The 26,044-nt window shown below is 68.7% G+C and carries 20 protein-coding genes; 5 read left to right on the top strand and 15 right to left on the bottom strand.

Going from position 1 to position 26,044, the window contains the following annotated elements:
- Window positions 1–235: 235 nt before the first annotated feature.
- The 12 genes from ACH4KB_RS00950 to ACH4KB_RS00895 form a co-directional block, all read right to left on the bottom strand.
- A complete protein-coding gene (locus tag ACH4KB_RS00950; protein WP_398062341.1) occupies window positions 236–1,453 on the bottom strand; it encodes an ABC transporter ATP-binding protein in 1,218 nt (405 codons plus the stop codon).
- Window positions 1,443–2,420 carry an ABC transporter ATP-binding protein gene (locus tag ACH4KB_RS00945; RefSeq protein WP_398062339.1) on the bottom strand — a complete coding sequence of 326 codons (978 nt, stop codon included), beginning with the start codon at window positions 2,418–2,420 and terminating at the stop codon, window positions 1,443–1,445. The genes ACH4KB_RS00950 and ACH4KB_RS00945 overlap by 11 nt, the downstream gene beginning before the upstream one ends.
- Window positions 2,421–2,433: 13 nt before the next feature.
- Window positions 2,434–3,429 (bottom strand): ABC transporter permease, encoded by a 996-nt coding sequence (locus ACH4KB_RS00940; protein ID WP_398062337.1) that lies wholly within the window; start codon window positions 3,427–3,429, stop codon window positions 2,434–2,436.
- Complete coding sequence (locus ACH4KB_RS00935) at window positions 3,422–4,345, bottom strand: ABC transporter permease (protein WP_018956260.1); 924 nt, start codon at window positions 4,343–4,345, stop codon at window positions 3,422–3,424. The genes ACH4KB_RS00940 and ACH4KB_RS00935 overlap by 8 nt, the downstream gene beginning before the upstream one ends.
- Window positions 4,346–4,452: 107 nt before the next feature.
- The gene (locus ACH4KB_RS00930) at window positions 4,453–6,084 is read right to left on the bottom strand and encodes an ABC transporter substrate-binding protein (RefSeq protein ID WP_398062335.1); all 1,632 of its coding nucleotides are present in this window, start codon (window positions 6,082–6,084) and stop codon (window positions 4,453–4,455) included.
- A 163-nt stretch (window positions 6,085–6,247) separates the two neighbouring features.
- Window positions 6,248–7,390, bottom strand: coding sequence for an ABC transporter ATP-binding protein (locus ACH4KB_RS00925; protein ID WP_398062333.1), 1,143 nt, complete (start codon window positions 7,388–7,390; stop codon window positions 6,248–6,250).
- Window positions 7,383–8,441, bottom strand: coding sequence for an ABC transporter ATP-binding protein (locus ACH4KB_RS00920; protein WP_398062331.1), 1,059 nt, complete (start codon window positions 8,439–8,441; stop codon window positions 7,383–7,385). The genes ACH4KB_RS00925 and ACH4KB_RS00920 overlap by 8 nt, the downstream gene beginning before the upstream one ends.
- Window positions 8,442–8,452: 11 nt before the next feature.
- Window positions 8,453–9,406, bottom strand: a complete 954-nt coding sequence (locus tag ACH4KB_RS00915; RefSeq protein WP_398062329.1) for an ABC transporter permease — start codon at window positions 9,404–9,406, stop codon at window positions 8,453–8,455.
- Entirely contained in the window at window positions 9,399–10,328 is a 930-nt protein-coding gene (locus tag ACH4KB_RS00910; RefSeq protein WP_398062327.1) for an ABC transporter permease, read from the bottom strand. Before ACH4KB_RS00910 ends, ACH4KB_RS00915 begins: the two co-directional genes overlap by 8 nt.
- Window positions 10,329–10,456: 128 nt before the next feature.
- Window positions 10,457–12,076 carry an ABC transporter substrate-binding protein gene (locus ACH4KB_RS00905; protein WP_398062325.1) on the bottom strand — a complete coding sequence of 540 codons (1,620 nt, stop codon included), beginning with the start codon at window positions 12,074–12,076 and terminating at the stop codon, window positions 10,457–10,459.
- Window positions 12,077–12,819: 743 nt separating this feature from the next.
- Window positions 12,820–14,694 (bottom strand): translational GTPase TypA, encoded by a 1,875-nt coding sequence (gene typA, locus ACH4KB_RS00900; RefSeq protein WP_397921703.1) that lies wholly within the window; start codon window positions 14,692–14,694, stop codon window positions 12,820–12,822.
- Between the two features lie 388 nt (window positions 14,695–15,082).
- Complete coding sequence (locus ACH4KB_RS00895; RefSeq protein ID WP_398062323.1) at window positions 15,083–17,572, bottom strand: ABC transporter family substrate-binding protein; 2,490 nt, start codon at window positions 17,570–17,572, stop codon at window positions 15,083–15,085.
- A 380-nt stretch (window positions 17,573–17,952) separates the two neighbouring features.
- On the opposite strand from ACH4KB_RS00895, the gene ACH4KB_RS00890 reads away from it, so the two are divergent.
- Window positions 17,953–19,023 carry a LacI family DNA-binding transcriptional regulator gene (locus ACH4KB_RS00890; protein WP_398062321.1) on the top strand — a complete coding sequence of 357 codons (1,071 nt, stop codon included), beginning with the start codon at window positions 17,953–17,955 and terminating at the stop codon, window positions 19,021–19,023.
- Between the two features lie 88 nt (window positions 19,024–19,111).
- Here the strand turns inward: ACH4KB_RS00890 and ACH4KB_RS00885 are convergent, their stop codons facing one another.
- The 3 genes from ACH4KB_RS00885 to ACH4KB_RS00875 form a co-directional block, all read right to left on the bottom strand.
- Window positions 19,112–19,729 carry a hypothetical protein gene (locus ACH4KB_RS00885; protein WP_398062319.1) on the bottom strand — a complete coding sequence of 206 codons (618 nt, stop codon included), beginning with the start codon at window positions 19,727–19,729 and terminating at the stop codon, window positions 19,112–19,114.
- 106 nt (window positions 19,730–19,835) lie between these two features.
- Entirely contained in the window at window positions 19,836–20,021 is a 186-nt protein-coding gene (locus tag ACH4KB_RS00880; RefSeq protein WP_032793318.1) for a hypothetical protein, read from the bottom strand.
- Window positions 20,022–20,294: 273 nt separating this feature from the next.
- Entirely contained in the window at window positions 20,295–21,308 is a 1,014-nt protein-coding gene (locus tag ACH4KB_RS00875; RefSeq protein ID WP_398062317.1) for an acetylxylan esterase, read from the bottom strand.
- 248 nt (window positions 21,309–21,556) lie between these two features.
- Between ACH4KB_RS00875 and ACH4KB_RS00870 the strand changes: the two genes are divergently transcribed.
- From ACH4KB_RS00870 to ACH4KB_RS00855, 4 genes are all read left to right on the top strand, one after another.
- Window positions 21,557–22,801: a sugar ABC transporter substrate-binding protein gene (locus ACH4KB_RS00870; RefSeq protein WP_398062315.1), complete on the top strand. Its 1,245-nt coding sequence runs from the start codon at window positions 21,557–21,559 to the stop codon at window positions 22,799–22,801.
- Window positions 22,802–22,803: 2 nt separating this feature from the next.
- The gene (locus ACH4KB_RS00865; protein ID WP_398062313.1) at window positions 22,804–23,775 is read left to right on the top strand and encodes a carbohydrate ABC transporter permease; all 972 of its coding nucleotides are present in this window, start codon (window positions 22,804–22,806) and stop codon (window positions 23,773–23,775) included.
- Window positions 23,772–24,653 carry a carbohydrate ABC transporter permease gene (locus tag ACH4KB_RS00860; protein ID WP_398062311.1) on the top strand — a complete coding sequence of 294 codons (882 nt, stop codon included), beginning with the start codon at window positions 23,772–23,774 and terminating at the stop codon, window positions 24,651–24,653. Before ACH4KB_RS00865 ends, ACH4KB_RS00860 begins: the two co-directional genes overlap by 4 nt.
- Before the next feature lie 93 nt (window positions 24,654–24,746).
- Window positions 24,747–25,967, top strand: coding sequence for a glycoside hydrolase family 1 protein (locus ACH4KB_RS00855; protein ID WP_398062309.1), 1,221 nt, complete (start codon window positions 24,747–24,749; stop codon window positions 25,965–25,967).
- Window positions 25,968–26,044: the final 77 nt, after the last annotated feature.

Genomic DNA, 26,044 nt, shown 5'->3' with positions numbered 1-26,044 from the left:
GGCGCCGGTGATTCTTGCTCCCCGTGTAAGTGTCACCCGGTGATACTCCATTGCCCCGAACGGATGAACAAGGCGTTCAGGGGGACGGCGGCGGCGGGCGACCGGCCGGAGCGTCAGGACGACGCTCCGGCCGGACCACGGCACCCGCACGGCCGTACGCTGTTCAGCATGGGGCGTTCGTATATCGGTGCGACGACGGCGAAGTTGCCTGTTTGTTAACGCGTCTGACGCGGCTTCATGGAGTTCCGTCCTGGGTGCGCCCCGGCTCCCCGGGCTCCGGCTCCGAGTGCCCCGGCTTCTCCGCGGGCCCCGGGGCCTCCAGCTCGCCCTCCGGCGGCACCACGCGCTTCTCCTCCGCGAAGTGGCACGCGGAGTCGTGCCGGGCGGGGGTGTCGGCGTGCCGGAACTCCGCGGGGACCGCCAGCAGCGGGACCTCCAGTGCGCACCGCTCCTGCGCCTTCCAGCACCGGGTGCGGAAGCGGCAGCCCGAGGGGATGTTGGCGGGCGAGGGGACGTCTCCGTGCAGGATGATCCGCTCCCGGTGGTCGCGGGCCGTCGGGTCCGGTACGGGGACGGCGGAGAGCAGCGCCTGGGTGTACGGGTGGGTGGGGTGGTCGTAGATCTCCGCGTCGGAGCCGATCTCCACGATCCGGCCGAGGTACATCACGCCGACCCGGTCGGAGATGTGCCGGACGATCGAGAGGTCGTGCGCGATGAAGACGAAGCTGAGGCTGAACTCCGCCTGGAGCCGGTCCAGCAGGTTGACGACCTGCGCCTGGACGGAGACGTCGAGCGCGGAGACCGGTTCGTCGGCGACGATGATCTCCGGGTTGAGGGCCAGCCCCCGGGCGATGCCGATGCGCTGGCGCTGGCCGCCGGAGAACTGGTGCGGGTAGCGGTTGATGTACTCCGGGTTGAGGCCGACGACGTCCAGGAGGTCCTGCACGCGTCGGCGGCGGCTGCCCTTCGGGGCGACCTCGGGGTGGATCTCGTACGGCTCCCCGATGATGTCGCCGACCGTCATCCGCGGGTTCAGCGAGGTGTACGGGTCCTGGAACACCATCTGGATGTTGCGGCGCACGGCCTTCAGCGCCCGGCCGGACAGCTTCGCGATGTCCTCGCCCTTGTAGCGGATCGCGCCGGCGGTGGGGCGCTCCAGGTGGACGAGCATCCTGGCGACGGTCGACTTGCCGCAGCCAGACTCCCCCACGATGCCCAGCGTCTCGCCCGCGTGCAGGTCGAAGTCGACGCCGTCGACGGCCCTGACCGCGCCGATCTGCCGCTTGATGAGGACGCCCTGGGTCAGCGGGTAGTGCTTGGCGAGGCCGCGCACCTGAAGGATCGGGTCGCCCTCCGTGTAGGGCGTGACGGCGTCCTCCCGGGCCTTGGACAGCAGGGTGGAGCCGGCCGCGCCGCCGCCGGTCCCCGCACTCTCGTCGCGGTCAGCGTGCATCGAGCGTCTCCTTCCAGAAGTGGCAGGCGCTCCGCCGCAGCTCGTCCACCTCGTAGAGCGGCGGCACGTCGCTGCGGCATACGTCCCGGGCCTGCGGGCAGCGCGGGTTGAAGGCGCAGCCGGGAGGGATGCGGGTGAGGTTGGGCGGCAGGCCCTTGATCGCGTAGAGCTCCCGGCCCTTCTGGTCCAGGCGCGGGATCGACTTGAGGAGGCCCTTGGTGTACGGGTGGGCGGGGGCCTGGTAGATGTCGTGCACGGGGGCGGTCTCGACGATGCGGCCCGCGTACATGACGGCGATCTTGTCGGCGACGTCGGCGACGACGCCGAGGTCGTGGGTGATCAGGATGAGGCCCATGTTGAGCTCGCGCTGGAGTTCGGCGAGGAGCTCCATGACCTGGGCCTGGACGGTGACGTCGAGGGCGGTGGTCGGCTCGTCGGCGATGATCAGGGACGGTTCCAGGGCCATCGCCATGGCGATCATGATGCGCTGGCGCATCCCGCCGGAGAACTGGTGCGGGTAGTTGCCGACCCGTTCCTTGGCGGCCGGGATCCGGACCCGGTCCATCAGCTCGACGGACTTGGCCTTGGCGTCCTTGCGGGACATGCCGCGGTGCACGACGAACATCTCGCCGAGCTGCTCGCCGACGGTGAGGACCGGGTTCAGCGAGGACAGGGCGTCCTGGAAGATCATGGCCATCTCCTGGCCGCGGATCCTGCGCCGCTCCTCCGGCTTGAGCTTCAGCAGGTCCCGGTCCTTGAAGAGGATCTCCCCGCCGGCGATCCTCCCGGGCGGCATGTCGAGGATGCCCATGATCGCCTGGGCGGTGACGGACTTGCCGGAGCCGGACTCGCCGAGGACGGCGAGCGTCTCGCCCTCGGCCACCGAGTAGTCGACCCCGTTGACGGCCTTGGCGACGCCTTCGCGGGTGTGGAACTCCACGTGCAGATCGCGCACTTCGAGCAACATGGCAACCGGCTCCTCAGCGCAGCTTGGGGTCGAGGGCGTCGCGCACCGCGTCGCCGAGCATGATGAAAGCGAGCACGGTGACCGCCAGCGCTCCGGCGGGCCAGAGCAGCATGTGCGGGGCGTTGCGGATGTAGTTGGCGGCCGCGGAGATGTCGATGCCCCACGAGACGGCCGGGTCCTTGAGGCCGACCCCGAGGAAGGAGAGCGTCGCCTCCAGCGAGATGTAGGTGCCGAGCGCGATGGTGGCCACGACGATGACCGGGGCGATGGCGTTCGGGGTGATGTGGCGGAGCATCATGCGGGAGTTGGAGGCGCCGAGCGCGCGGGCCGCCTGGACGTAGTCGTTCTGTTTGGCGGTGATGACCGAGCCGCGGGCGATGCGGGCGATCTGGGGCCAGCCGAGCAGGACGATGAAGCCGACGACGGGCCAGACGGTGGAGCTGGTGACGACGGAGAGGAAGACCAGGCCGCCGAGGACGACGGGGATGCCGAAGAAGACGTCGGTGAGGCGGGAGAGGATCGCGTCCCACCAGCCGCCGAAGAAGCCGGCGAGGCCGCCGAGCACGCTGCCGAGGATCGCGACGCCGAGGGTGGAGCAGATGCCGACGGTCACCGAGGTGCGGGTGCCGTGGACGACCCGGGTGTAGACGTCGCGGCCCTGCGGGTCGAAGCCGAAGGGGTGGCCGGGCTCGGAGCCCTTCTGGGCGTCGTCCAGGTTGGCCTGGAGGGGGTCGCCGCTCGCGATGAGCGAGGGCCAGATGGAGATGGTCACCAGGAAGAGGATGACCAGCGCGGAGATGATGAAGACCGGGTTGCGGCGCAGGTCGCGCCAGGCGTCGGACCAGAGGCTGCGGGGCTTGCCGGCCGGGCCCGTGCCGTCGGGGCCGCCCGGGGTCTTCTCCAGGCTGGCGCCCTCCGCCATGGCGAGGTCCATGGGGCCGCCGGCTCCCGCCGGGGAGATCGCTCCGTCCGTTGGCTGCGACGGCTCCGATGACTGCGGCTCAGGCATAGCGGATCCTCGGGTCGAGTACGGCGTACAGGAGGTCGACGATCAGGTTGGCGGCCAGGAAGACGAGGACGAGGATCGTGACGAACCCGACGACGGTCTGGGAGTTCTGCCGCAGGATCCCCTGGTAGAGCTGGTAGCCGACGCCGTGGATGTTGAAGATCCGTTCGGTGACGATGGCCCCGCCCATCAGCGCGCCCACGTCGGTGCCGATGAAGGTGACGACGGGGATCAGCGAGTTGCGCAGCAGGTGCCGTACGACGACCCGGCGGCGGGGCAGGCCCTTGGCGACGGCGGTGCGTACGTAGTCGGCGCGGGCGTTCTCGGCGATCGAGGTCCGGGTGAGCCGGGTGACGTAGGCGAGCGAGACCGAGGCGAGGACCAGTCCGGGGACGAGGAGTTCGTCGAAGGTGGGGTCGGCGGAGACCGAGGGCTTGATGATGCCCCACTTGACGCCCAGGAGGAGCTGGAGCAGCAGGCCGGTGACGAACGTCGGGACGGCGATGACGACCAGCGTCAGGATGAGGACGGTGGTGTCGACGGGGCGGCCGCGCCGCAGTCCGGTGACGACGCCGAGGCTGATGCCGATGACGACCTCGAAGACGACCGCGACGACGGTGAGCCGGATCGTGATGGGGAAGGCGGTGGCCATCAGCTCGGTGACCTTCTGCCCGTTGAACGCGGTGCCGAAGTCGCCGGTGAACACGTTGCCCATGTAGGTGAGGTATTGCTGCCAGACCGGCTTGTCGAGGCCGAATTCGGAGCGCAGCTGGGCGGCGGTGGCCGGGTCGCACTGACGGTCGCCGCAGAGGCCCGCGATGGGGTCGCCCATCACGTTCACCATGAGGAAGATCAACAGCGTGGTGCCGAAGAAGACGGGGATCATCTGCAGCAGCCGCCGGATCACATAACGTCCCATGAGGGGCTCCGGAGGTCGGGGCGAGCGGTTCCTGGCAGGTCGTACGGGTGCGCGGACGGCCGGGGCGCTGGTGTCGGGCGTCCCGGCCGTCCGCGTCGCTCAGTGCGTCACTTGACGGTGATCTCTTCGTAGACCGGGACGCTGAACGGGTTCAGCGCGACGTTGTCGACCCGGTCCGAGTAGCCGGCGCTGCCGTTCTGGTACCAGAGCGGGATGACCGGCATCTCCGTGACGAGGATCTTCTCCGCGTCCTGGAAGGTGGTGACGGCCTTCGCCTTGTCGGTCTCGGCGTTGGCCTTGTCGATCAGGTCGTCGAACTCCTGGTTGCTCCACTTGCCGTCGTTGGACGGGGCGTTGGTGTAGTAGAGCGGCTGGAGGAAGTTCTGGATCAGGGGGTAGTCCATCTGCCAGCCGGCGCGCCAGGCGCTCTTCAGCTTCTGGGTGGAGACCTGGGCGCGGAAGTCGGCGAAGGTGCCGACGGGGCCGCCGACGCAGGCCTTGTTGTCGCCCATGACGTTGTTGATGCTGTTGCAGACGGCGTCGACCCACTCCTTGTGGGAGCCGGTGTCCGCGTTGTACGAGATCTTCAGCTGGCCGCCGGGGATGCCGCCGCCCTCGTCGATCAGCTTCTTGGCCGCGGCCTTGTCGTACGTGCACTCCTTGCCGCACAGGCCCTTCTTGAAGCCGCCCTCCTCGCCGAGGACCGGGGAGGTCCAGTCGGAGGCGGGGGTGCGGGTCTTCTGGAAGATCTGGTCGGTGATCTGCGGCCGGTTGATCGCCATCGAGAGGCCCTGGCGGACCTTGCGGGCGTCGTCGGTGTCCCACTCCTTGTCGTAGAAGGGGAAGGCCAGGGTCTGGATGATGCCGGCGGGGGTGTTGATGTACCGGTCGCCGAGGTCCGCCTCGACGTTGCGGAGCTGGGAGGCGGGCACGTCGTCGACGAGGTCGAGGTTGCCCGACGTCAGGTCGGTGTAGGCGGTGTTGTTGTCGGTGAAGACCTTGAGGTCGACGCCGCCGTTCTTCGCCTTGTCGTCGCCCGGGTACTCGTCCCACTTGCGCAGCTTCATCGAGGAGCCCTTGGCGTACGACTCGATGGTGTACGGGCCGTTCCCGACGGGCTTGGAGAGCCAGGCGTCGTGGTCGTCGTAGAACGCCTTGGGCAGGGGGACGAAGGCGGAGTAGCCGAGGGTGTCGGGCCACAGGGAGAACTTCTGGGTGAGCTTGGCGGTGAAGGTCAGGTCGTCGACGACCTTCAGGCCGGAGAGGGTCTCGGCGGAGGCGGAGCCGGACTCCGGGTGGACCTTGTCGTAGCCCTCGATGTACTGGAAGAAGTAGGCGTTCTTCTGGTTGTTCTTCAGTGCGGCGCCGTAGTTCCAGGCGTCGACGAAGGACTTGGCGGTGACCTTCTCGCCGTTGGAGAACGTCCAGCCGTCCTTGAGCTTGATCGTGAAGTTCTGGGAGTCCTTCGAGTCGATGGACTCGGCGACCATGTTCTGGGCCTCGCCGGTCTTCGGGTCGTAGCGGATCAGTCCGCGGAAGACCATGTCGAGGACCTTGCCGCCCTGGACCTCGTTGGTGTTGGCGGGTTCCAACGGGTTCTGCGGGTCTCCCCAGGAGGAGCTGACGATGCCGTCGGCGCCGCCGCCGCCGTCACCACCACCGCCACCCCCGCAGGCCGTCGCTGTCAGGGCGACGGCCACCGCACATGCGGCCCACCTGACCTGTGTGGCTCCGCGCATGAAGTGCCTCCTAGAGTCATCGAGTAGCTCAATGCCTCATATCACCTCATTGCGCCACGTACCGCATGCTGGCTTACCCCGTACGGGCGGGGGCGCGGGCGGACGCGACGATGCCCGGTCCCCCTCGGGGAACCGGGCATCTGCCGTTCAGGAACCGAAAGCGCTACGCCGCGTGCACGACGTCGCGCTCCTCGGCGAAGTGGCACGCCGACTCGTGCGTGGCGGGAGTGGTTCCCGCGACGAAGCGCTCGGGGATCGCCAGCAGGGGCTCCTCCGTCGCGCAGCGCTCCTCCGCCTTCCAGCACCGGGTGCGGAAGCGGCAGCCCGAGGGCGGATTGGCCGGTGACGGAACGTCGCCGGTCAGGATGATCCGGTCGCGTCCCTCACGGGCCGACGGGTCGGGGACGGGGACCGCCGACAGCAGCGCCTGGGTGTAGGGGTGCGTCGGGTGGTCGTAGATCTGGGTGTCCGTGCCGATCTCGGCCATCTTGCCGAGGTACATGACGCCGACCCGGTCGGAGATGTGCCGGACGATGGACAGGTCGTGCGCGATGAAGAGGTAGGACAGGTTGAACTCGTCCTGGAGCTTCGCCATCAGGTTGATGACCTGCGCCTGCACCGACACGTCGAGCGCGGAGACCGGCTCGTCGCAGATGATGATCTCCGGGTTGAGCGCGAGCCCGCGGGCGATGCCGATGCGCTGGCGCTGACCGCCGGAGAACTGGTGCGGATACCGGTTGATGTACTCCGGGTTCAGCCCGACGACGTCCAGGAGCTCCTGGACGCGGCGGCGCCGGTCGCCCTTCGGGGCCACCTCGGGGTGGATCTCGAAGGTCTCCCCGATGATGTCGCCGACCGTCATACGCGGGTTCAGCGAGGTGTACGGGTCCTGGAACACCATCTGGATGTTGCGGCGCACGGCCTTCAGCGCGCGGCCGGACAGCTTGGTGATGTCCTGGCCCTTGTAGAAGACCTCGCCGGCGGTGGCCCGCTCCAGCGTCATCAGGAGCTTGGCGACCGTGGACTTGCCACAGCCGGACTCCCCCACGATGCCCAGGGTCTCACCGGCGTACAGGTCGAAGGAGATCCCGTCGACGGCCTTGACCGCGCCGATCTGCTTCTTGAAGAGCACGCCCTGGGTGAGCGGGAAGTGCTTGACGAGGTTCCGCACCTGGAGGATCGGCTCGCCCTGGCTGACGGGCGCGTCGACGGCGGATACGGCCTCCGCCTCGGTCGCGGCGTCCACGGCCTCCACGTCGGAGACGTTCGGGGTGGCGTCCACGGGCTCCTTCTTGAGCTCAGCCATGGATCGTCTCCTTCCAGAAGTGGCACGCGCTGCCGCGGCCGACGAGCTCCAGGCCGTCCCGCTCGGTCACCGGGGCGAGCGGCGGGACGTCGGTGCGGCAGATGTCCTGTGCCTTGGGGCAGCGCGGGCTGAAGGCACAGCCCGCGGGGATACGCGTCAGGTTGGGCGGGAGGCCCTTGATCGCGTAGAGCTCCTGGCCCTTCTGGTCCAGGCGCGGGATCGATTCCAGCAGGCCCTTGGTGTACGGGTGCGCCGGGCGGCTGTACAGCTCGCCGACCGGGGCCGTCTCCACGATCCGGCCCGCGTACATCACGGCGATCTTGTCCGCGACGTCGGCGACGACGCCGAGGTCGTGGGTGATCAGGATCAGACCCATGTTGTACTCGCGCTGGAGCTCGGCCAGCAGGTCCATGACCTGGGCCTGCACCGTCACGTCGAGCGCGGTGGTCGGCTCGTCCGCGATGATCAGGTCCGGCTCCAGGGCCAGCGCCATGGCGATCATGATGCGCTGGCGCATGCCGCCGGAGAACTGGTGCGGGAAGTCCGAGATACGGGCCGCCGCGGCCGGGATCTTGACCTGGTCCATCAGCTCGATGGACTTGGCCTTGGCCTCCTTCTTGGAGAGGCCCTGGTGCACACGGAACATCTCGCCGAGCTGGTAGCCGACGGAGAGGACCGGGTTCAGCGAGGACAGCGCGTCCTGGAAGATCATCGCGATCTTGCGGCCGCGGATCTTCCGGCGCTCCTCGTTGGACATCTTCAGCATGTCCTGGCCGCGGAAGAGGATCTCGCCCTGCGTGATCTTCCCCGGCGGCATGTCGAGGATGCCCATGATGGTCTGCGCGGTCACGGACTTGCCGGAGCCGGACTCGCCGAGCACCGCGAGCGTCTCGCCGGCGCTGACGGTGTAGTTCACACCGTTGACCGCCTTGGCCACACCGTCGCGGGTGTGGAACTCCACGTGCAGGTCACGGACGTCGAGCAGTGGACCGTCGCCACTCACGGACTCCCGCGGTGCGGGGACGTGAGCCGTCTTGTCGATGGTGGTCACGAACGCCTCCCTCAGCGCATCTTGGGGTCGAGGGCGTTGCGGACCGCATCGCCGAACATCAGGAAGGACAGCACCGTGACCGAGACCATCACCGAGGGGATGACCAGGACGTACGGTGCGTTGCGGAGCTGGTCCTTCGCAGCGGACACATCGATGCCCCACGAGACCGTCGGCTCGGCGAGGCCGATGCCGAGGAACGACAGGGTGGCCTCGGCGGCGATGTAACCGCCGAGCGCGATGGTGGCGACCACGATCACCGGAGCGATGGCGTTCGGCAGGATGTGCCGCGTCAGGATCCGGGTGGTGGAGGCGCCGAGCGCCTTGGCGGCGACCACGTAGTCGGCCTGCTTGATCGTGATGACCGAGCCACGGGCGACACGCGCGATCGACGTCCAGCCGAGGAAGGCCAGCGAGAGGATCACGACCCACACCGAGCGCTTCTCGAAGCTGGTCAGGATGACCATGGCGCCGACGATGAAGGGGACGCCGAAGAAGACGTCGGTGATGCGGGACAGGATCGTGTCGATCCAGCCGCCGAAGTAACCGGCGAGCATGCCGATGACCAGGCCGGTGATGGTGACCGCGAGGGTCACCACGACGCCGACGGTGATCGAGGCGCGGGCACCGTAGACGAGACGCGCGTAGATCGAGCGTCCCTGTCCGTCGTAGCCGAGCCAGTCGGGGGCGAAGAAGTGGCCCCAGTTCGGGTGCTGGAGGTAGTGCTCGGCCAGGTTGGCTTCCCTCGGCGAGGCGCTGGTGAACAGCCCCGGGAAGATCGACATCACGGCGAGCAGCAGGATCAGCACCATCGAGACGATGAAGAGCGGGTTGCGCCGCAGATCGTGCCAGGCGTCCGACCAGAGGCTGCGCGGCTTGCCGGGCGCGGGGCCGGCGTCCGTGGCGGGCGGCGTGTCGACCGGGGCGGCCGAAGCGTCGGCGCTCTTGAGTGCGGTGGTGTCAGGCATACCGGATCCTCGGGTCCAGGACCGCGTAGAGCAGGTCGACGAGCAGGCTGCAGATGAGATAGACGACGACGAGCAGCGTCACGACGCCGACGACGGTGGCACCCTCACGCTTGCCCAGAGCCTCGAAGACGAGCGATCCGACGCCCTTGATGTTGAAGATGCCCTCGGTCACGATCGCGCCGCCCATCAGGGCGCCGATGTCGGTGCCGAGGAAGGTGACGACCGGGATGAGCGAGTTGCGCATCAGGTGGACGCCGATGACACGGCGGCGCGGCAGGCCCTTGGCGACAGCCGTACGCATGTAGTCGGCGCGCATGTTCTCGGCGACCGAGGTACGGGTGAGGCGGGCGACGTACGCGAGTGACAGCGATGCCAGCACGACGGCCGGCATGATCAACTCGGTGTTGGTCGGTTCGAGACTCACGTTCGGCTTGGCGATGCCGAGCTGGAACGCGAAGAGGTACTGGACGAGGAAGCCCAGCACGAAGGACGGCATGGAGATCAGCACCAGCGTCAGACCGAGCAGACCGCGGTCCCGGAGGGACTCCGCCTTGAGGCCGGCGACGATGCCGAGCGAGATACCGGCGACGACCGTGAAGACGAAGGCGAAGATCGCCAGTCTGACGGTGATCGGGTAGGCGTCGGAGATGACTTCGGCGACCGGACGCTGTGTCCCGATCTGGGTTCCGAGGTCGCCCTGGAACAGATTGCCCAGGTAATTCAGATACTGCTCCCAGATCGGCTTGTCGAGGCCGTACTGGGCCTTCAGCGCGGCGATCTGTGTCGCGTCTACGTGCTGTTCACCGGCAAGTGCTCTGACGGGGTCGCCGGGCAGTGCGTACATCATCAGGAAGACCAGCAGGGTCGACCCGAGGAAGACCGGGATCATCTGGAGCAGTCGTCGTGCGACATAGCGCCCCATGGGTGCCTCCGTGTGGGGATAACTGCGGCGCGGGGGCCGCCTCTGCGAAGAGGCGACCCCCGCGCCTCCGGCCGTGCTGAGGGGCAGCACGGGCGGATGACGGCCAGTTGGGGAATGACCCGCAGGCGTTACTTGGTGGTGACGCCGGTCAGTTCGAGGTCACCGTGGAAGTCGACCTTGACGTTGTCGACGTTCTTTCCGTGGCCGCCGTTGATGCGGTAGTACCAGAGCGGGATCGCCGGCATCTTCTCGACGAGCGCCTTCTCGACCTCCTGGTAGGCGGCGACCGACTCCTCCAGGGAGTCCGCCTTGTCGCCCTTGGCCATCAGCTCGTCGATCTCCTTGTCGGAGAACCGACCGTTGTTCGACTCCGCCTTGGAGTGGTAGAGCTCCTTGAGGAAGTTCACGTTGACCGGGTAGTCAGCGACCCAGCCACCGCGGTACATGCCCTTGACCTGGTTGTTGTCACGAGCCTCGAGGTCGGTCGGGAAGTCCGGCTTCGCGTCGCCCACGCAGTCGACCCCGGTGGCGTTGCGGATGGACTCGCAGACCGCGGTCACCCACTCCTTGTGCCCGCCGTCGGCGTTGTACTGGATGGTGAACTTGTTCTGCGGAACACCGCCACCCTCCTTGATGAGGGCCTTGGCCTTGACCGGGTCGTACTTCAGGAAGTCCGACTCGAGCTGCTGGTTGCCCTTGACCTGCGGCGGCGTGAAGCTCGTCGCGGGGGTACGGGTGTTGTTCAGGACGGTCTTGGTGATCGTGTCACGGTCGATGCCCATGGACAGGCCCTGGAGGACCTTGGGGTCGATGTCCTTGAACGTGGCGTTGTAGAACGCCGGGACCAGCGTCTGGATCGCGGCGTAGGGCTGCTCGATCGCGCCGTCGCCCAGGTCCGTCTTGTACTTGGGCAGGTCACGCGGGCCGACCTGGCGGATCATGTCCAGGTTGCCGGAGATGACGTCCGAGTAGGCGGCCTCGACGGTCGAGTAGTTCTTGAACTGGATGCCCTTGTTGGCAGCCTTGTTCGGGCCCTGGTACTCGTCCCAGGCCTTGACCTGGATGAGCTTCTTGTGGGTCCACTTCTCGAACGTGTACGGGCCGTTGCCGATCGGCTTCTGGCCGAACGCCTTCGGGTCGTCGTAGAAGACCTTCGGCAGCGGCGCGAACGTCGCGTAACCGAGCTTGTAGTTGAAGTACGGGACCTTCGACGCCAGCTCGATCGTGAACGTGGTGTCGTCCACGGCCTTCAGACCGGACATCTCCTTGGACTTGGGCGCACCCTTCTCGGGGTGGACGTCCGCGTAGCCCTTGATGTCGGAGAACCAGAACGCGTTCTGCTGCTTGTTCTCGACGTTGGCGTACCAGTTCCACGCGTCGATGTACGACTGCGCGGTCACGGCCTCACCGTTGTGGAACTTCCAGCCGGCCTTGAGCTTGACGGTCCACGTCTTGGAGTCCTCGGTCTCGACGGACTCGGCGTTCGTGAGAACGATCTCGCCCTTGTCGTCGAAGTCCAGCAGCTGGGTGAACAGCGACTGGATGACGTAGGAGCCGTTGCTCTCGTTCGTGTCGGCCGGCATCAGAGGCTTCTGGGGCTCGCCGACGTCGATCGAGACGTAACCGGCGGGCTGTCCCGACGTGTTCTTCTTGCCTTCGTCGCTGCTGTCGCCGCCGCCACAGGCAGTCGCGGCCAGGGCGATGACGGCCGCTCCCGCGACCCACTTGGCGCTCTTGGCACCGCGCATGGGTTTCCTCCTCATGAGTCCACTTTTGACTACAAGAAGGGCACTGGAGAGATTCACCGACACCCCTGACGGTGATCGTTCAGTGCCCCGAGTGTGCTCGTGAGTCGGCACTCCCCACAGTGCGTGACCCATTGACCCGAGCTCAATGCAGCCAACTATTGGGTACGGCCGGGCTGTAAACCACACTTAAAGGGTCTCGGTTTGACAACATCAGCACCCTCTGCGTGCCCGAAATCCGGACAAAGCGATCCCAGACAGACACGCCCGAAACGGACTGTTAACACATGTTCCGGAGAGCGACCCCCGATATCCGGACACCTTGGTCAGAAAAAGAGATTGACGGAGGCCCGGCCCCCCACAGTGTCCGTGGCGAGCCGGGCCTTCTGTCAATGCCTGTGCTGACGGGCCGTCCGGCGGACCCCCGGGGGGCGCGGCCGTCTCCCCATACGGAGGGTGCGGCTCCGGGAAGCGCGAGGCCTTCCGGGCCCCCGGGCCTCACCCTGGACCCCCCGGGACTTTCGCTGGACCCCCCGGGCTCTCCCTGGACTCCCTGGACTCCCTGGACTCGCGGGGCTCTCCCTGGACTCGCGGGGCTTCCGGACGGGCACGCAGGACCGCCCGGAAGCCCTCAGGGGCTTCCGGGCGGTCCTCACGGGCCCAGGGGGCCACGTGTCAGCCGTGCGGGCCTGCTGTCAGCCGCAGCCGTACTACGGGCCTGACGTCGGCCGTTCGGTCCGGTGGTGTCAGCCGTTCTTGGCGCGCGAGGCCGTGCGGCCACGCTGCTTGGCGTCCAGGACGACCTTGCGGATGCGCACGGTCTCCGGGGTCACCTCGATGCACTCGTCCTCGCGGCAGAACTCCAGGGACTGCTCCAGCGACAGCTTGCGGGCCGGGACCACGTTCTCCGTGGTGTCCGCGGAGGCCGCACGCATGTTGGTGAGCTTCTTCTCCTTGGTGATGTTCACGTCCATGTCGTCGGCGCGGGAGTTCTCGCCGACGATCATGCCCTCGTAGACCTCGGTGCCGGCCTCGGTGAAGATGACACCGCGCTCCTGGAGGTTGACCATCGCGAACGGCGTGACGGAGCCCGAACGGTCGGCCACCAGGGAGCCGTTGTGACGGGTGCGCAGCTCGCCGAACCACGGCTCGTGGCCCTCGAAGATCGAGTGCGCGATGCCGGTGCCGCGGGTCTGCGTCAGGAACTCCGTACGGAAGCCGATGAGGCCGCGGGAGGGGACGATCCACTCCATGCGGACCCAGCCCGAACCGTGGTTCGTCATGGTCTCCATGCGGCCCTTGCGGGTCGCCATGAGCTGCGTGATGGCGCCGAGGTGCTCCTCGGGGGAGTCGATCGTCATGCGCTCGATCGGCTCGTGGGTCTTGCCGTCGATCTGCTTGGTGACGACCTCGGGCTTGCCGACGGTCAGCTCGAAGCCCTCGCGGCGCATCTGCTCGACCAGGATGGCGAGCGCGAGCTCACCGCGGCCCTGGACCTCCCAGGCGTCGGGGCGCTCGGTGTCCAGGACGCGGAGCGAGACGTTACCGATCAGCTCGCGGTCGAGGCGGTCCTTCACCTGGCGGGCGGTGACCTTGTGGCCCTTGCCGCCCTTGCCGACGAGCGGCGAGGTGTTGGTGCCGATGGTCATCGAGATGGCCGGCTCGTCGACCGTGATCAGCGGGAGTGCGATCGGGTTCTCGGGGTCGGCCAGCGTCTCGCCGATCATGATGTCCGGGAATCCGGCGACGGCGCAGATGTCGCCCGGGCCCGCCACCTCGGCCGGCTTGCGGGTGAGCGCCTCGGTCATCATCAGCTCGGTGATGCGGACGTTGGACATGGTGCCGTCGCGCTTGATCCAGGTGACCGTCTGGCCCTTGCGCAGCTCGCCCTGCTCGACGCGGCAGAGGGCGATACGGCCGAGGAAGTTGTCGGCGTCCAGGTTGGTGACGTGGGCCTGGAGCGGCGCGTCCGCGTCGAACTCCGGGGCCGGGACGTGCGACAGGATGGTGTTGAAGAACGGCTCCAGGTTCTCGCTGTCCGGCGGGACGGTGCCGTCCTCGGGCTTGGTCAGCGAGGCGACGCCGTCACGGGCGCAGGCGTAGACGATCGGGAACTCGATCTGGTCCTCGTCCGCGTCCAGGTCCAGGAACAGGTCGTACGTCTCGTCGACGACCTCGGCGATCCGGGAGTCGGGGCGGTCCGTCTTGTTGATGCACAGGATGACCGGCATCTTCGCGGCCAGCGCCTTGCGCAGCACGAAGCGGGTCTGGGGCAGCGGGCCCTCGGAGGCGTCGACGAGCAGCACGACCGCGTCCACCATCGACAGACCGCGCTCGACCTCGCCGCCGAAGTCGGCGTGGCCGGGGGTGTCGATGATGTTGATCGTGATCGGGTCCCCGCCGTCCTTGGGGTGATACTTCACCGCCGTGTTCTTGGCGAGGATCGTGATGCCCTTCTCACGCTCCAGGTCGTTCGAGTCCATCATGCGGTCGTCGAGGTGCTCGGCGGCGTGGGCGGCGAACGCTCCGGCCTGCTTGAGCATGGCGTCGACCAGCGTGGTCTTGCCGTGGTCGACGTGGGCGACGATGGCTACGTTACGGATGTCGTGGCGCGTGGGCATGGGTGGCTTGCGCTTCTCTCGGATCGTGGGATCAGGCGTCTCAGTCGGTCTTCGAGTCCTCGTACGCCCGCCGGGCGGCACGCCACGGCTCGTCCCATCGTACGGGCCCGGGGCCGACCGGGCTTCCCGGAGCGATCCGCGGACGCGGTCTTCCCGTGTGATTCAGGCGATATTCAGCCGCTGTCAAGGTGCTGCCGGGCCATTCTCATGGCCGGAATGCGGCCGGAATGCGGGCGGAACGCGGGCGGAGCTGTGGGGGGTGAGGAGCGGTGAAGCGATGAGCGGCCCGGGTCAAGGGCAGACACCAGACTGCCCGCCGGGCGAACCGGCGGGCAAGGGTTTTGAGGTGCATCTGAGCTTGGCGGCGCGAGAGTGTGGTATTTGACCGCTACTTCTTGCGGTCTGCGGGGGAACCTGCCGCTTGCCGGTTCTTGAACCCGATGTCCTGGTACCGAGGGGCCGCGAAACCGAACGCCCCGACGTTCGCGAGCTTCTTGTCGACCGCGACCAGCTGCGGGCGCTGGAAGAGCGGAATCGATCCGGCGGCGGCCCAGATCCGGGCGTCCGCCTGCTTCAACAGCTCCCGCGCAGCCTTCTCGTCGAGTTCGGCGGCCGCCTGGTCGAAGAGCTGGTCGATGTGGTCGGTGCCGACCCGGGTGTAGTTCTGCTCCACGAGGAGCGACCCGTCGGTGGCGGGCTCCGGCTTGGCGTAGATCGGGCGTCCGTCGGTGGCCGGGTAGGCGGTGGCGGGCCACGAGTAGAGCGCCAGGTCGTACGCGCCGGAGGCGACGTGGTCCTTGAAGTAGCTCTCGTCGGGAACCTTGATGATCTCCGTGCCGATGCCGATCTTCTCCAGCATCACCGCGATCTTGTCGCCGACGCTGCGCAGCGACTGGGAGCCCGGTCCGGAGGGGAGGACGAAGCGCAGGGTCAGCGCCTTGCCGTCCTTGCCGAGCTGCCCCTTGGCCGCCGCGGGCGCCGGGGCCGCGGTGCCGACGGGGGCGTACGCCCCTGCGGCTCCCCCGGGCTGCTTGTCCTGGGCGGCGACGGCGCCGTCCTCGCCGAGGGCGCCGGCCTGTCGGCGCAGGGCGGCGCTCTGGGTGGCGGCCGTCCGGCCGGAGGCCAGGACGTGGATGGCGGAGGCGCCGCCGGTGGAGGCGGCCTGCGCGGGGGCGTGGCCGCCGGGCTTGTTGTCCTCGCCGACGATGTAGAGGCCCTCGTCACGGGAGGCGGCGCTGTCCTCGGAGGCCTGGTCGGCCTTCTCGCCCTCGGCGTTCTCGCCCTCGGCTTCCTTCTTCTCGGCCTTCTCGGCCTTCTCGGCCTTCTCGGCCTTCTCCCTCTCTGCTTCCTTCTCCTCGGTGTCCCGCCCGGCCTTCTCGCTCTGCGCGCCCTCGGCGGTCTTCTTCTCCGCGGCTTCCTTCGCGCCCTCGGCGTCGCTCTCCTCGCCCTTGTCGCCCTGGTCGCCCTTCTTCTCCGCTTCGCTGCCCGCCTTGGTGTCCTTGGGCGGCTGCGCCGCGCCGCCCCGCGTCCAGCCGGCGTCCGCCAGCAGGGCCTGGGCCTCCTTGGTGTTCTGGTCGCCGAGCGCCCCGCTGCCGTCCTTGTAGCCGGGCTGTCCCGCGAGGGCGAGGTGGCTGCCGAGCGGCTTCGCCGGAAGGCCCAGCGGCCCCAGCACCGTCCGGGCCAGCTCCTCGCGGTCCAGGGCGCGGGCCACCGCCCGCCGGACCCGGTCGTCGGCGAGGGGACCGGACTCGCCGTTCAGCGCGAGCTGGGTGTAGGCGGGTTCCAGGGACTTGCGGACCGCGAAGTCGCGCAGGGCCTTCTGTTCCGCGATGTACGCGACGACGGCCTTGCGGTTCTTCTCCCGGGCGGCCTGCGCGATCTCCGCGGCCTCCTCGTCGGAACCGTGCGCCAGGGCCCAGGAGCGCAGGGCGGCGGCGGGCGTGGTCTCGGAGCCCGGGCCGTGGGCGGGCGGCTGGCCGTTGCTGCCCCGGTCGCGGCGGGCGAGCGCGATGCGGTCGGCGGTGGCGGCGTCGATGTCGGCGACGTCCACCGTGCCGTCGGCGAGGGCCTCGGTACGGTCCCCGGCGGCGACGGCCCGGAAGACGAGGGTGTCCAGCTTGGCCTTGTCGCCCCACCACCGCGGGTTGCGGGCCAGTGTGACGGTGCCCTTGGCCTTGCTGACGCCGCGCAGGACGAACGGCCCGGCGGTGTTCTTCAGGGTGGTGCGCGCGCCGTCGTTGAAGGAGTCCGGCGACCCGGTGATCTCCTTCGGGTAGAGCGGCGAGAAGAGCGCGCGCCAGTCCGCGTACGGCTTGGCGAACGTGACCCGCACCTGGAGGTCGTCCGCGCCCCGCTCGATCTTCTCGATCCGCTCGTAACCGGAGTTGCGGGCGGTCCAGAAAGCGGAGTCCTTGCCCCGGAGCGCCCGCCACTGGGCGACGAAGTCGGGGGCCCCGATCTCCCGCCCGTCGCTCCACACCGCCTGCTGGTTGAGTTTGTAGAGCACGACCTGCTTCGGCTCGCGCTCGATGATCTTCGCGGACTCCAGGTAGTCCGGGTTGAGCTTCGGCCGCCCGAACTTGTCCATCGGGAAGAGCGTCGGGAGCAGGGCTCCGGTGATCCGCAGGGTGGCGCTGTCCGCGTCCGCCTGGAAGGCGTTGAAGGTGGCGGGCATCGCGTCGACCGCCCAGTTCACCGTCGAACCGTCGGCGACCGCCTGGCGGGCGGTGGGTGCGATGTCCTGGGGCACGCCCCGGGAGGTCTCCTCGCCGCCGGAGGTGCAGCCGGCCAGCACCGGGATCGTGAGCACCCCCGTCGTGAGGAGCGCGAGTGATCGACGCTTTCGAACCGTCCCGCGCGGGACGCCGACGTGGGACATGGCTGATACCTCCGGGGCCGGCCCGGACCACCCCGTACCGGAATGGACCGGATAGTGCGTATGTGGTGGCATTTGCAGTTGATCACACTGATTCCTTCCGTCCACTGAAACGCCCCCTCGCGCGAGGGGGCGCAGACACGGCGGGCGGCGGGCGCAAGCTCACCCGGCCGGAGGAACGTTTCGCTCCTGCGCGTCGCGCGGCACCCGGCGCACGCTCGGCGCGGCTCCGGGCGGCCTTGCTCCCCCCGCGGCCCACGATCTAGGGTGAATGCGCTTTCACGGGCCTCGTGATCGCATCGGCAGGCGAGCAGGCCGCCGGCCCGGTATCAGCACACGCGCCAGGCGCGGCGCTACGGAAGAAGAAGCGGACGGTCGGTCGAGTGAGCGCCCCCACGGTGTACGACGTCGCCGAGCGGTCGGGCGTCTCCATTGCCACGGTCTCCCGGGTCTACCGGAACCCCGATTCCGTACGCGCCCAGACTCGCGAGAAGGTCATGGAGGCGGCCCGCGAGCTGGGGTACGTACCGTCGGGCAGCGCCCGGGGCCTGGCCAGCCGGACGACCGGCGTGCTCGGGCTCTGCTTCCCGGACTACGCGGACCCGGACGCCGAGACCGCCGCGGCGGCGAGCGACGCGGACGACGACCAGGCCGTCATGCTCTACTCCGACCAGATCATCCGGGGCATGGAACGGGCGGCCCGGCGGCACGGCTACGCCCTGCTGATCGCCGCCTCGCTGGACGGCGGGCCGGAGAGTCTGGTGGCGAAGGTCGCGGGGCGGGTCGACGGGTTCGCCGTACTGGCGCGGACCGTTCCGACCGAGGACCTGGAGGTGATATCGCGCCGGCTGCCCGTGGTGATGCTGGCCGGACCGCGCGAGATCGACCACCTGGACCACATCGTGGTGGCCAACGCCGAGGGCGAACGGGAACTGACCCGCCACCTCATCGAGGACCACGGGCTGCGCAGGCTGGCCTTCATCGGCAGCGAGGAGAACTCACCGGACGCCGAGGCCCGGTTCCGGGGCTTCCAGGAGGGATGCCGGGACGCGGGTCTGCCGGTGCCCTCCCGGCCGGAGCTGCGCGCCGGGATGATGACGCAGGCCGAGGGCGCGCGGGCGGCGGGCGCCCTGCTGGACCGGTCGGAGGGTACGGGGGTGGAGCGGCCGGAGGCGATGCTGTTCGCCAACGACCAGATGGCGGTCGGCGCGCTCCAGGCGCTGGAGCGACGCGGGGTCCGGGTGCCCGAGGACATCGCCGTGACCGGCTTCGACGGGATTCCGCTGAGCCGGATCGTCCGCCCGCCCCTGACGACCGTCCGGCAGCCGATCCGGCAGCTGGGCGAGCAGGCGGTGGAGCTGCTGGTGCAGCGCCTGGCGGACCCGGGCCGCGCCCCGGTCTCCCTGGAGCTGCCGGTCTCCGTGACCCGCCGCGCGAGCTGCGGCTGCGGCTGAGCCGCCCGACAGCCCGCAGGCGCCGCGCCCGGGACGGGCGGCCGGGATCGAGCAGGTACTCACCGGCTCCGCACGACATGCCTGAGCGTCAGGGCCAGAACGACTTGACCTCGTCCGACGCCTGGCGCGCCCCAGGCACCACCGGCTCGACCACTGTGTACCCAAGGCTGCGCAGAACCTGCGCGGCCGAGTCAGGAGCATCCCTGACCGCGGTCTTCAGCTGCGTCAGCCGCCAACGGCGCAGATGTTCGTCAATCGCGGCCTTCCAGCCGTCGACCGTGTCGATCGCGAACTCCCGCTTCAGAAAAAGCAACACGTCCTCCAGCGCCGGACGCATTCTGTGGCCGCCTACCGGCAAATGCAGCTCGGCCAAACGCGGCAGTCTGTTGAACTTCTGCTTCGACCGCCCCTTCTCCGCCAGCCGCAGAAGGTACGCGACCTCATCGCGATGCGCATGCACCTGCACGTGAGCGCCCGGCGGCTCCTTACTCCGCCGAACGTATTCGAAGCGGAACAACGGGTCCGGACTCCCGGCGTAGAAGACGTGCACGTCGGCCTGATCGGTAGCCATGAACGTGCTGGACCCGTCCCAACAGCAGTAGAACCGGACCATGAGGCTGAGACGCTGCTCCCCGCCGATGCTGACCGGGATCCGCTGGAGAACTTCGTCCTCCCGTATCGGCGAGACCCTGATCTTGGAACCCATGTTGATCGCGTGAAAACGCGGGGTGTCGTCGCCCAGGACCCCCCGCGTCAAAGCAGTCAGTTAATCAGCGAAATCCGTCGCTGATTCGTCGAGGGCCTTGGCCTCTTCAGCAGTCACCTTCGAGAAGGTAGTCGAGACCTTCGATCGTGTGCCACACGTCCAGCTCGTTCATGCTGAGGCTGTAAGTGGCAGCGCGTTCCGCGAGCTCGTCGTAAGTCATGTTCACGCTGGCCAGTAGTTGCTCACGCTGGGCCTCAAGCTCGCTGCGCGTCCTATGGATCACAGTCGGCATAACTCGCTCCCTGGGTTCGATGGCCACAGTCAAGCAGGGACCACTGACAACTGTGTTACCTCTCCAGGGCAAAGTCACCCACACGAGTCCAACTTTCGGCAACCTGTAACTCCGGTCGTCCGCAGCTCTCCGGCGGAGAGCCGCAGGGCGCCGTGGCAAGCGACCGCGCCGCCATGCCAGGCACAGAAACACGACCTCCCACGGTCGCGACCCGCAACTGACGGCCGTTACCGACGACGTACCGGACCATGAGTCAGCGGGGCCCGACCGCCCTCACCCCACCGCCGTCAGCCGCTCCCCGAAGAACCGCGTCCGGTTCGCGTCCAGCTCCGCCGCCTCGGCCACCATGCCCCGGTACGCGAAGTGCCCCGCCGTCAGCACCTGGAGTTCGCGCTCGCCGGCCAGCGCGTTGTGCACCGCGAACTGCCCCGGCGGCGGCACTGCCGGGTCGAACAGCGCGGCCGCGACCAGCGTGGGCAGCGTCAGCCGGGTCGCCGCCGTCGCCGCGTCGAAGTAGCCGAGGACATCCGTGACCTCGGGGTGCTCGCGGTGGTGCGCCCGGACCGCCTCGCCGCTGCCCGCGCAGGGCAGGGTCAGCCGCAGCGGGTGGTTGCCGAAGGTGGGGACCGTGAGCTGGGCCGCGCCGAAGCGGTCGTCCCAGGGCAGCGCGAGGGCCCCGAGCCCGCCGCCGAAGCTCTCGCCCAGGTAGCCGAGGCGGGGTCCGCCCGGGAGGCCGGCCTCCGCCAGTTCCGGGACGAGCGCCGTGAGGGCGGAGGCGGCGCACCACAGGTCGGCCGCGCAGTCACCGATGACGTACGTGTCGCGGGAGCCGATGCCGTGCAGGACGTGCTCGGCGGCCAGGTCCGGGATGGAGCCGACCCGGCTCCGCTCCCCCATGCCCCGTACGCACGGCAGGATCACGGCGGCCCCGGGCAGCGGCGCCGGAAGGTCGCGGCCGGGCTCCTGGCGGCCGCCGTAGCCGTGCCCGACGACGAATCCGTACCGGACGGGCCCCTCGGCAGGCAGGGCGAGCCAGCCGCCGAGCCGGACCCCGCCCACGGAGGTGTACGTCACGCCGTGGATCCGGAGGCCGTCGCGCTCCTCCTCGACCGGGCCGAGTACCGGCCGCGTGTCGACGGCGCGGGCTCGGGCGTACCGGCCCCGCCAGAAGGCGTCGAAGCCGTCGGGGGCGGGCGGGGCGGGGATGCCCGACAGGGCGTCCGGCGCGTCGTACCCGTAGGCCGGGTCGAACGGGAAGTCGTGCGAGAAGGCGACGGATGAGGCCATGCCGCGAGGGTAGCCGCCGACCACACCGGCGACGGGGGGCCCGGCGGCGAATCGGTCACATCGCCTGTTCTTCCACAAACAGTGCGTTTACGGTTCAACCACAAGGCGTCAGGGTGTCGAGCACGTTGCACGAGTGTGACCCAGCACCCTCTTGCGGATTCCCGAAGGACTGGCGCAGAGTGATGTATGCGCTTACAGGCAGCGCATACATCGCGCAGCATCCGGATTGCTCAAGGAGGAGCCCTCCCATGTCCCGCATCGCCAGAACCGCCCCCGCCGGCATAGCGCTCGCGCTCGCCGTGACCCTTTCCGCCTGCGGCTCCTCCGGCGGCGACGTCGCGGCGGACGAGAAGCAGACGCTCACCGTGTGGGCCATGGGGGCCGAGGGCGAGAAGCTCGCCGAGGTGGCCGAGGTCTACGAGAAGGCCAACCCGAACATCACGGTGAAGGTGACCCCGATCGGCTGGGACGTCGCGCACCAGAAGCTCGTCTCGGCAGCGGCGGCCGGCACGCTGCCCGACGTGGCGCAGATGGGCGGCAGTTACATGGGCGAGTTCTCCGAGCTCGGCGTGCTGGAGCCGGTGGACACCAAGGTCTTCGACAAGAAGGACTTCTTCCCGGCGGGCTGGGAGCAGGGCGAGGTGGACGGCACCGCCTACGGCGTGCCGTGGTACGTCGACACCCGGGTCCTCTACTACCGCACGGACCTGGCCGAGAAGGCGGGCGTGACGAAGGCTCCGACCGATTGGAAGGGCCTGAAGGACCTGGCGACCGCGTACCAGGAGAAGGCCGGTACGAAGTGGGGGCTGTCCATCCAGCCCAGCGGCCTGGACACCGTGCAGAACTTCTACTCCTTCCTGTACTCGGCGGGCGGCGAGATCGTCGACGACAAGGGCGAGGCCGTCGTCGACAGCCCGGAGGCCGTCAAGGCGCTGAAGGAGTACGGCTCGTACTTCGACAAGGGCCTCTCCAACAAGTCCGTGCCGCCCGGCTACGACGTGGTGAAGGACTTCGGCAACGGCCGGGTCCCGATGTTCTTCGGCGGCCCCTGGCACGTGACGCTCCTCAACGAGGGCCAGCCGCAGCTCAAGGGCAAGTGGGCCATCGCCAACGTCCCGGCGGACGCCTCCTCCACCTCCATGGCCGGCGGTTCCTCCCTCGTCGTCTCCAAGGACAGCGAGCACAAGGCCGCGGCCACCGAGTTCATCACGTACCTGACCGACACCAAGGGCCAGGCCGACTGGTACGAGCGGACGAAGGACCTGCCCGCCAACACCTCCGCGTGGGAGTCCGGGGCGCTCGCCGACGACGCCGACCTCCAGATCTTCAAGAAGCAGATGGACACCGCCAAGTCCTCGCCGTCCCTGGCCAACTGGACCGAGATCACCGACAAGGTGGACCAGGCCATCGCCAAGGTGACGCAGGGCAAGGCTTCCGCCGAGGACGCGCTGAAGACCGCGCAGTCCGAGATCGAAGGCCTCGTGAAGCAGTAGCCATGAGCACCACGACCGAGAAGGCCCGAGGGCCCCGGAAGGCCGGGGCCGCACCGTCCCCGGCCACCGGGGGCAGCCGGGGCCGCAAGCCGTCGATGGGCGTGCAGAACGCGGCGGGCTGGCTGTTCTCCACCCCGTTCCTCGTCCTGTTCACCGTCTTCATGGCGTTCCCGATCCTCGCCACGCTGGTGATGAGCTTCACCGACTTCGGGCTGCGCAACGTGACGCGCCCGTGGGAAGCGAACTTCATCGGGTTCGAGAACTACGTCAACCTCTTCGGCGACGAGAAGTTTCTCAAGTCCCTCTTCAACACGGGGTACTTCGTCGTCGTCGGGGTGCCGCTGACCATCGGCATCGGGCTGGTCGTCGCCGTTCTGCTGAACAACGGCATCGACCGGGCGCGGACCTTCTTCCGGGTCGGCTTCTACGCCCCGGTGGTCACCACCATCGTCGCGGTGGCCGTCGTCTGGCGGTTCGTCCTCGATCCGAGCGACGGGCTGATCGCGGGCCTCTTCTCCGAAGTGGGCTGGACGGCACCGGACTTCCTCGGCTCCGAGACGCTGGCCATGCCGTCGCTGATCGTCATGGCGGTCTGGCGGAACGTCGGCACGGTGATGGTGCTGTTCATCGCGGGCCTCCAGGCGATCCCCACCGAGGTGCGGGAGGCCGCGAAGCTCGACGGCGCGAGCGTCTGGCAGGAGTTCCGGTCCATCACGGTGCCGCTCCTGCGTCCGACCCTCCTCTACGCCACGGTGATCACGACGATCGGCTACCTCAACGTGTTCGAGGAGCCGTTCGTGATGACGCAGGGCGGCCCGTCCGACTCGACCCTCACGGTCTCGCTGAACATGTACCGCGAAGGGTTCAACTTCTTCCACATGGGCTACGCGAGCGCCATGGCGTACGTCCTCTTCGTGGTGATCATGGGCATCACGGTGCTCCAGCTCCGACTGCTGAAGGACAACACCAAATGAGCGCCACCAGCAGCAAGGCACCGGTCGAACCGCTGAAGTCCCGGGCCCCGAAGCAGCGGAGCGCCTCCCGCCCCCTGGTCTACGTCCTGCTCTCGCTCGGCCTGCTGGTCATGTCGGCGCCTTTCCTCTGGATGGGGCTCTCGGCCTTCAAGACGCAGAGCGAGCTGTCGGCCAGCCCGCCGGTGTGGATCCCCACCAAGTGGACGCTGGAGAACTTCCGGCAGCTGCTCGACAAGCTGGACCTGCCGCTGTACTTCATGAACTCGGTGATCGTGGCGGTCCTGGTGACCGTCTCGAACCTGGTCTTCTGCTCGATGCTCGGCTACGCCCTGGCCAAGCTGAACTTCGTCGGCCGCAACAAGGTCTTCGGCCTGGTGCTCGGTGCGCTGATGGTGCCCGGCAACCTGATGCTGCTGCCGCTGTTCGTGCTGATGAGCAAGCTCCAGCTGATCGACAGCTACGCGGGTCTGGTGCTGCCGTTCGCCGCCGGGGCCTTCGGGGTCTTCCTGATGCGCCAGTTCATGCAGTCGATCCCGGACGAGCTGCTGGAAGCGGCCCGGATGGACGGCGCGAGCGAGTGGTACATCTTCTGGCGGATCGTGATGCCGCTGGTGAAGCCCGCCCTCGCGACCCTGTCGATCTTCACGTTCCTGGGTTCCTGGAACAACTTCGTCTGGCCGCTGATCGCGACCAACGACCCCGACAAGTACACCCTCCCGGTGGCCCTGGCCACCTTCGCCACCGACCCCAACAAGGCCGGCGGCTCCAACGGGATGCTGATGGCCGGGGCCTTCCTGATCGTGCTGCCGGTGCTGGTCGTCTTCATCGCGCTGCAACGGCACTTCACGCAGGGCATCGCCACGGCGGGCATGAAGTAACGCGCCCGTCCGGGCACTTCACGTACGAGGCCGCACCCACCCCGTAACAGAGCGCGGCCACACCCCTCACCACCACCAGAAAGACATGTCGCGATGACACACACCCCCGCCCCGAACCAGAAGATCCCCGTCCCGTTCCCCGACGGCTTCCTCTGGGGCGCCTCCACGGCCGCCTTCCAGATCGAGGGCAACAACACCAACAGCGACTGGTGGGTCAAGGAGCACACCGCGGGCACCCACATCGCGGAGCCGAGCCTGGACGCCTGCGACAGCTACCACCGCTGGCCCGAGGACATGGACCTGCTGGCCTCGCTCGGCTTCACCGACTACCGCTTCTCCCTCGAATGGGCCCGTATCGAGCCGGCCGAAGGCCACTTCTCCCGCGCCGAACTGGCCCACTACCGGCGGATGGTGGAGGGCGCCATCGAGCGCGGTCTGCGCCCGATGGTGACCCTGCACCACTTCACCGTCCCGCAGTGGTTCGAGGCGCGCGGCGGCTGGACGGCCGAGGGCGCGGTCGAGCTGTTCGCGCGGTACGTCGCGGCCTGCGCGCCCGTCATCTCCGAGGGCGTGTCGCACGTCTGCACGATCAACGAGCCGAACATGGTCGCCGTGATGGCGGGCCAGGCCAAGCGCGGCGACAACAGCTTCCCGCCGGCCGGTCTGCCCACCCCCGACGACGAGACGACCGTGGCCGTCATCGCCGCCCACCACGCGGCCGTCAAGGAGGTCCGGGCCCTGGACGCGGGCATCCAGGTCGGCTGGACCATCGCCAACCAGGTCTACCAGGCCCTCCCCGGCGCGGAGGACGTCACCGCCGCCTACCGCCACCCGCGCGAGGACGTCTTCATCGAGGCGGCGCGCGGTGACGACTGGATCGGCGTGCAGTCCTACACCCGTACGCGGATCGGCCCCGACGGACCGATCCCGACGGCCGACGACGTCGAGCGGACGCTGACGACGTGGGAGTACTACCCGACGGCGGTCGGCGAGGCGCTGCGCCACACGGCCGAGGTGGTGGGCGACGTCCCGCTGATCGTCACGGAGAACGGCATCGCCACCGACGACGACAGCCGCCGCGCCGACTACTACGCGGGCGCGCTGGACGAGGTCGCCGCCGCGCTGGCCGACGGCCTCGACATCCGGGGCTACCTGGCGTGGAGCGCCCTGGACAACTACGAGTGGGGCACGTACAAGGCCACGTTCGGATTGATCGCCATCGACTGGGAGACCTTCGAGCGCACCCCGCGCGACTCGGCGAAGTGGCTGGGCTCGCTCGGCCGCACCCGCGAACTCCCGCGCACGGCAGCCTGATCCACCCCCGGGGCTGCCCCTCCGTACGGGGAGCCACCTGACGGCTCCCTCGGGTGGGCCGGGGGGGGGGGGGGCGG

The sequence above is a fragment of the Streptomyces sp. NPDC017520 genome, assembly GCF_044329855.1.
In the GTDB taxonomy this organism is placed as follows: domain Bacteria; phylum Actinomycetota; class Actinomycetes; order Streptomycetales; family Streptomycetaceae; genus Streptomyces.
The sequence above is the reverse complement of the archived record's forward strand: the minus strand, read 5'-3'. Positions and strand labels throughout refer to the sequence as shown.

Coding starts and splice junctions, on each gene's coding strand:
- ACH4KB_RS00865 (WP_398062313.1), top strand. CDS start 22,804: ATGAGCACCACGACCGAGAAGGCCCGAGGGCCCCGGAAGGCCGGGGCC.
- typA (WP_397921703.1), bottom strand. CDS start 14,694: ATGCCCACGCGCCACGACATCCGTAACGTAGCCATCGTCGCCCACGTC.
- ACH4KB_RS00860 (WP_398062311.1), top strand. CDS start 23,772: ATGAGCGCCACCAGCAGCAAGGCACCGGTCGAACCGCTGAAGTCCCGG.
- ACH4KB_RS00885 (WP_398062319.1), bottom strand. CDS start 19,729: ATGGGTTCCAAGATCAGGGTCTCGCCGATACGGGAGGACGAAGTTCTC.
- ACH4KB_RS00870 (WP_398062315.1), top strand. CDS start 21,557: ATGTCCCGCATCGCCAGAACCGCCCCCGCCGGCATAGCGCTCGCGCTC.
- ACH4KB_RS00905 (WP_398062325.1), bottom strand. CDS start 12,076: ATGCGCGGTGCCAAGAGCGCCAAGTGGGTCGCGGGAGCGGCCGTCATC.
- ACH4KB_RS00950 (WP_398062341.1), bottom strand. CDS start 1,453: ATGCACGCTGACCGCGACGAGAGTGCGGGGACCGGCGGCGGCGCGGCC.
- ACH4KB_RS00935 (WP_018956260.1), bottom strand. CDS start 4,345: ATGGGACGTTATGTGATCCGGCGGCTGCTGCAGATGATCCCCGTCTTC.
- ACH4KB_RS00855 (WP_398062309.1), top strand. CDS start 24,747: ATGACACACACCCCCGCCCCGAACCAGAAGATCCCCGTCCCGTTCCCC.
- ACH4KB_RS00875 (WP_398062317.1), bottom strand. CDS start 21,308: ATGGCCTCATCCGTCGCCTTCTCGCACGACTTCCCGTTCGACCCGGCC.
- ACH4KB_RS00945 (WP_398062339.1), bottom strand. CDS start 2,420: ATGTTGCTCGAAGTGCGCGATCTGCACGTGGAGTTCCACACCCGCGAA.
- ACH4KB_RS00925 (WP_398062333.1), bottom strand. CDS start 7,390: ATGGCTGAGCTCAAGAAGGAGCCCGTGGACGCCACCCCGAACGTCTCC.
- ACH4KB_RS00880 (WP_032793318.1), bottom strand. CDS start 20,021: ATGCCGACTGTGATCCATAGGACGCGCAGCGAGCTTGAGGCCCAGCGT.
- ACH4KB_RS00915 (WP_398062329.1), bottom strand. CDS start 9,406: ATGCCTGACACCACCGCACTCAAGAGCGCCGACGCTTCGGCCGCCCCG.
- ACH4KB_RS00910 (WP_398062327.1), bottom strand. CDS start 10,328: ATGGGGCGCTATGTCGCACGACGACTGCTCCAGATGATCCCGGTCTTC.
- ACH4KB_RS00940 (WP_398062337.1), bottom strand. CDS start 3,429: ATGCCTGAGCCGCAGTCATCGGAGCCGTCGCAGCCAACGGACGGAGCG.
- ACH4KB_RS00895 (WP_398062323.1), bottom strand. CDS start 17,572: ATGTCCCACGTCGGCGTCCCGCGCGGGACGGTTCGAAAGCGTCGATCA.
- ACH4KB_RS00930 (WP_398062335.1), bottom strand. CDS start 6,084: ATGCGCGGAGCCACACAGGTCAGGTGGGCCGCATGTGCGGTGGCCGTC.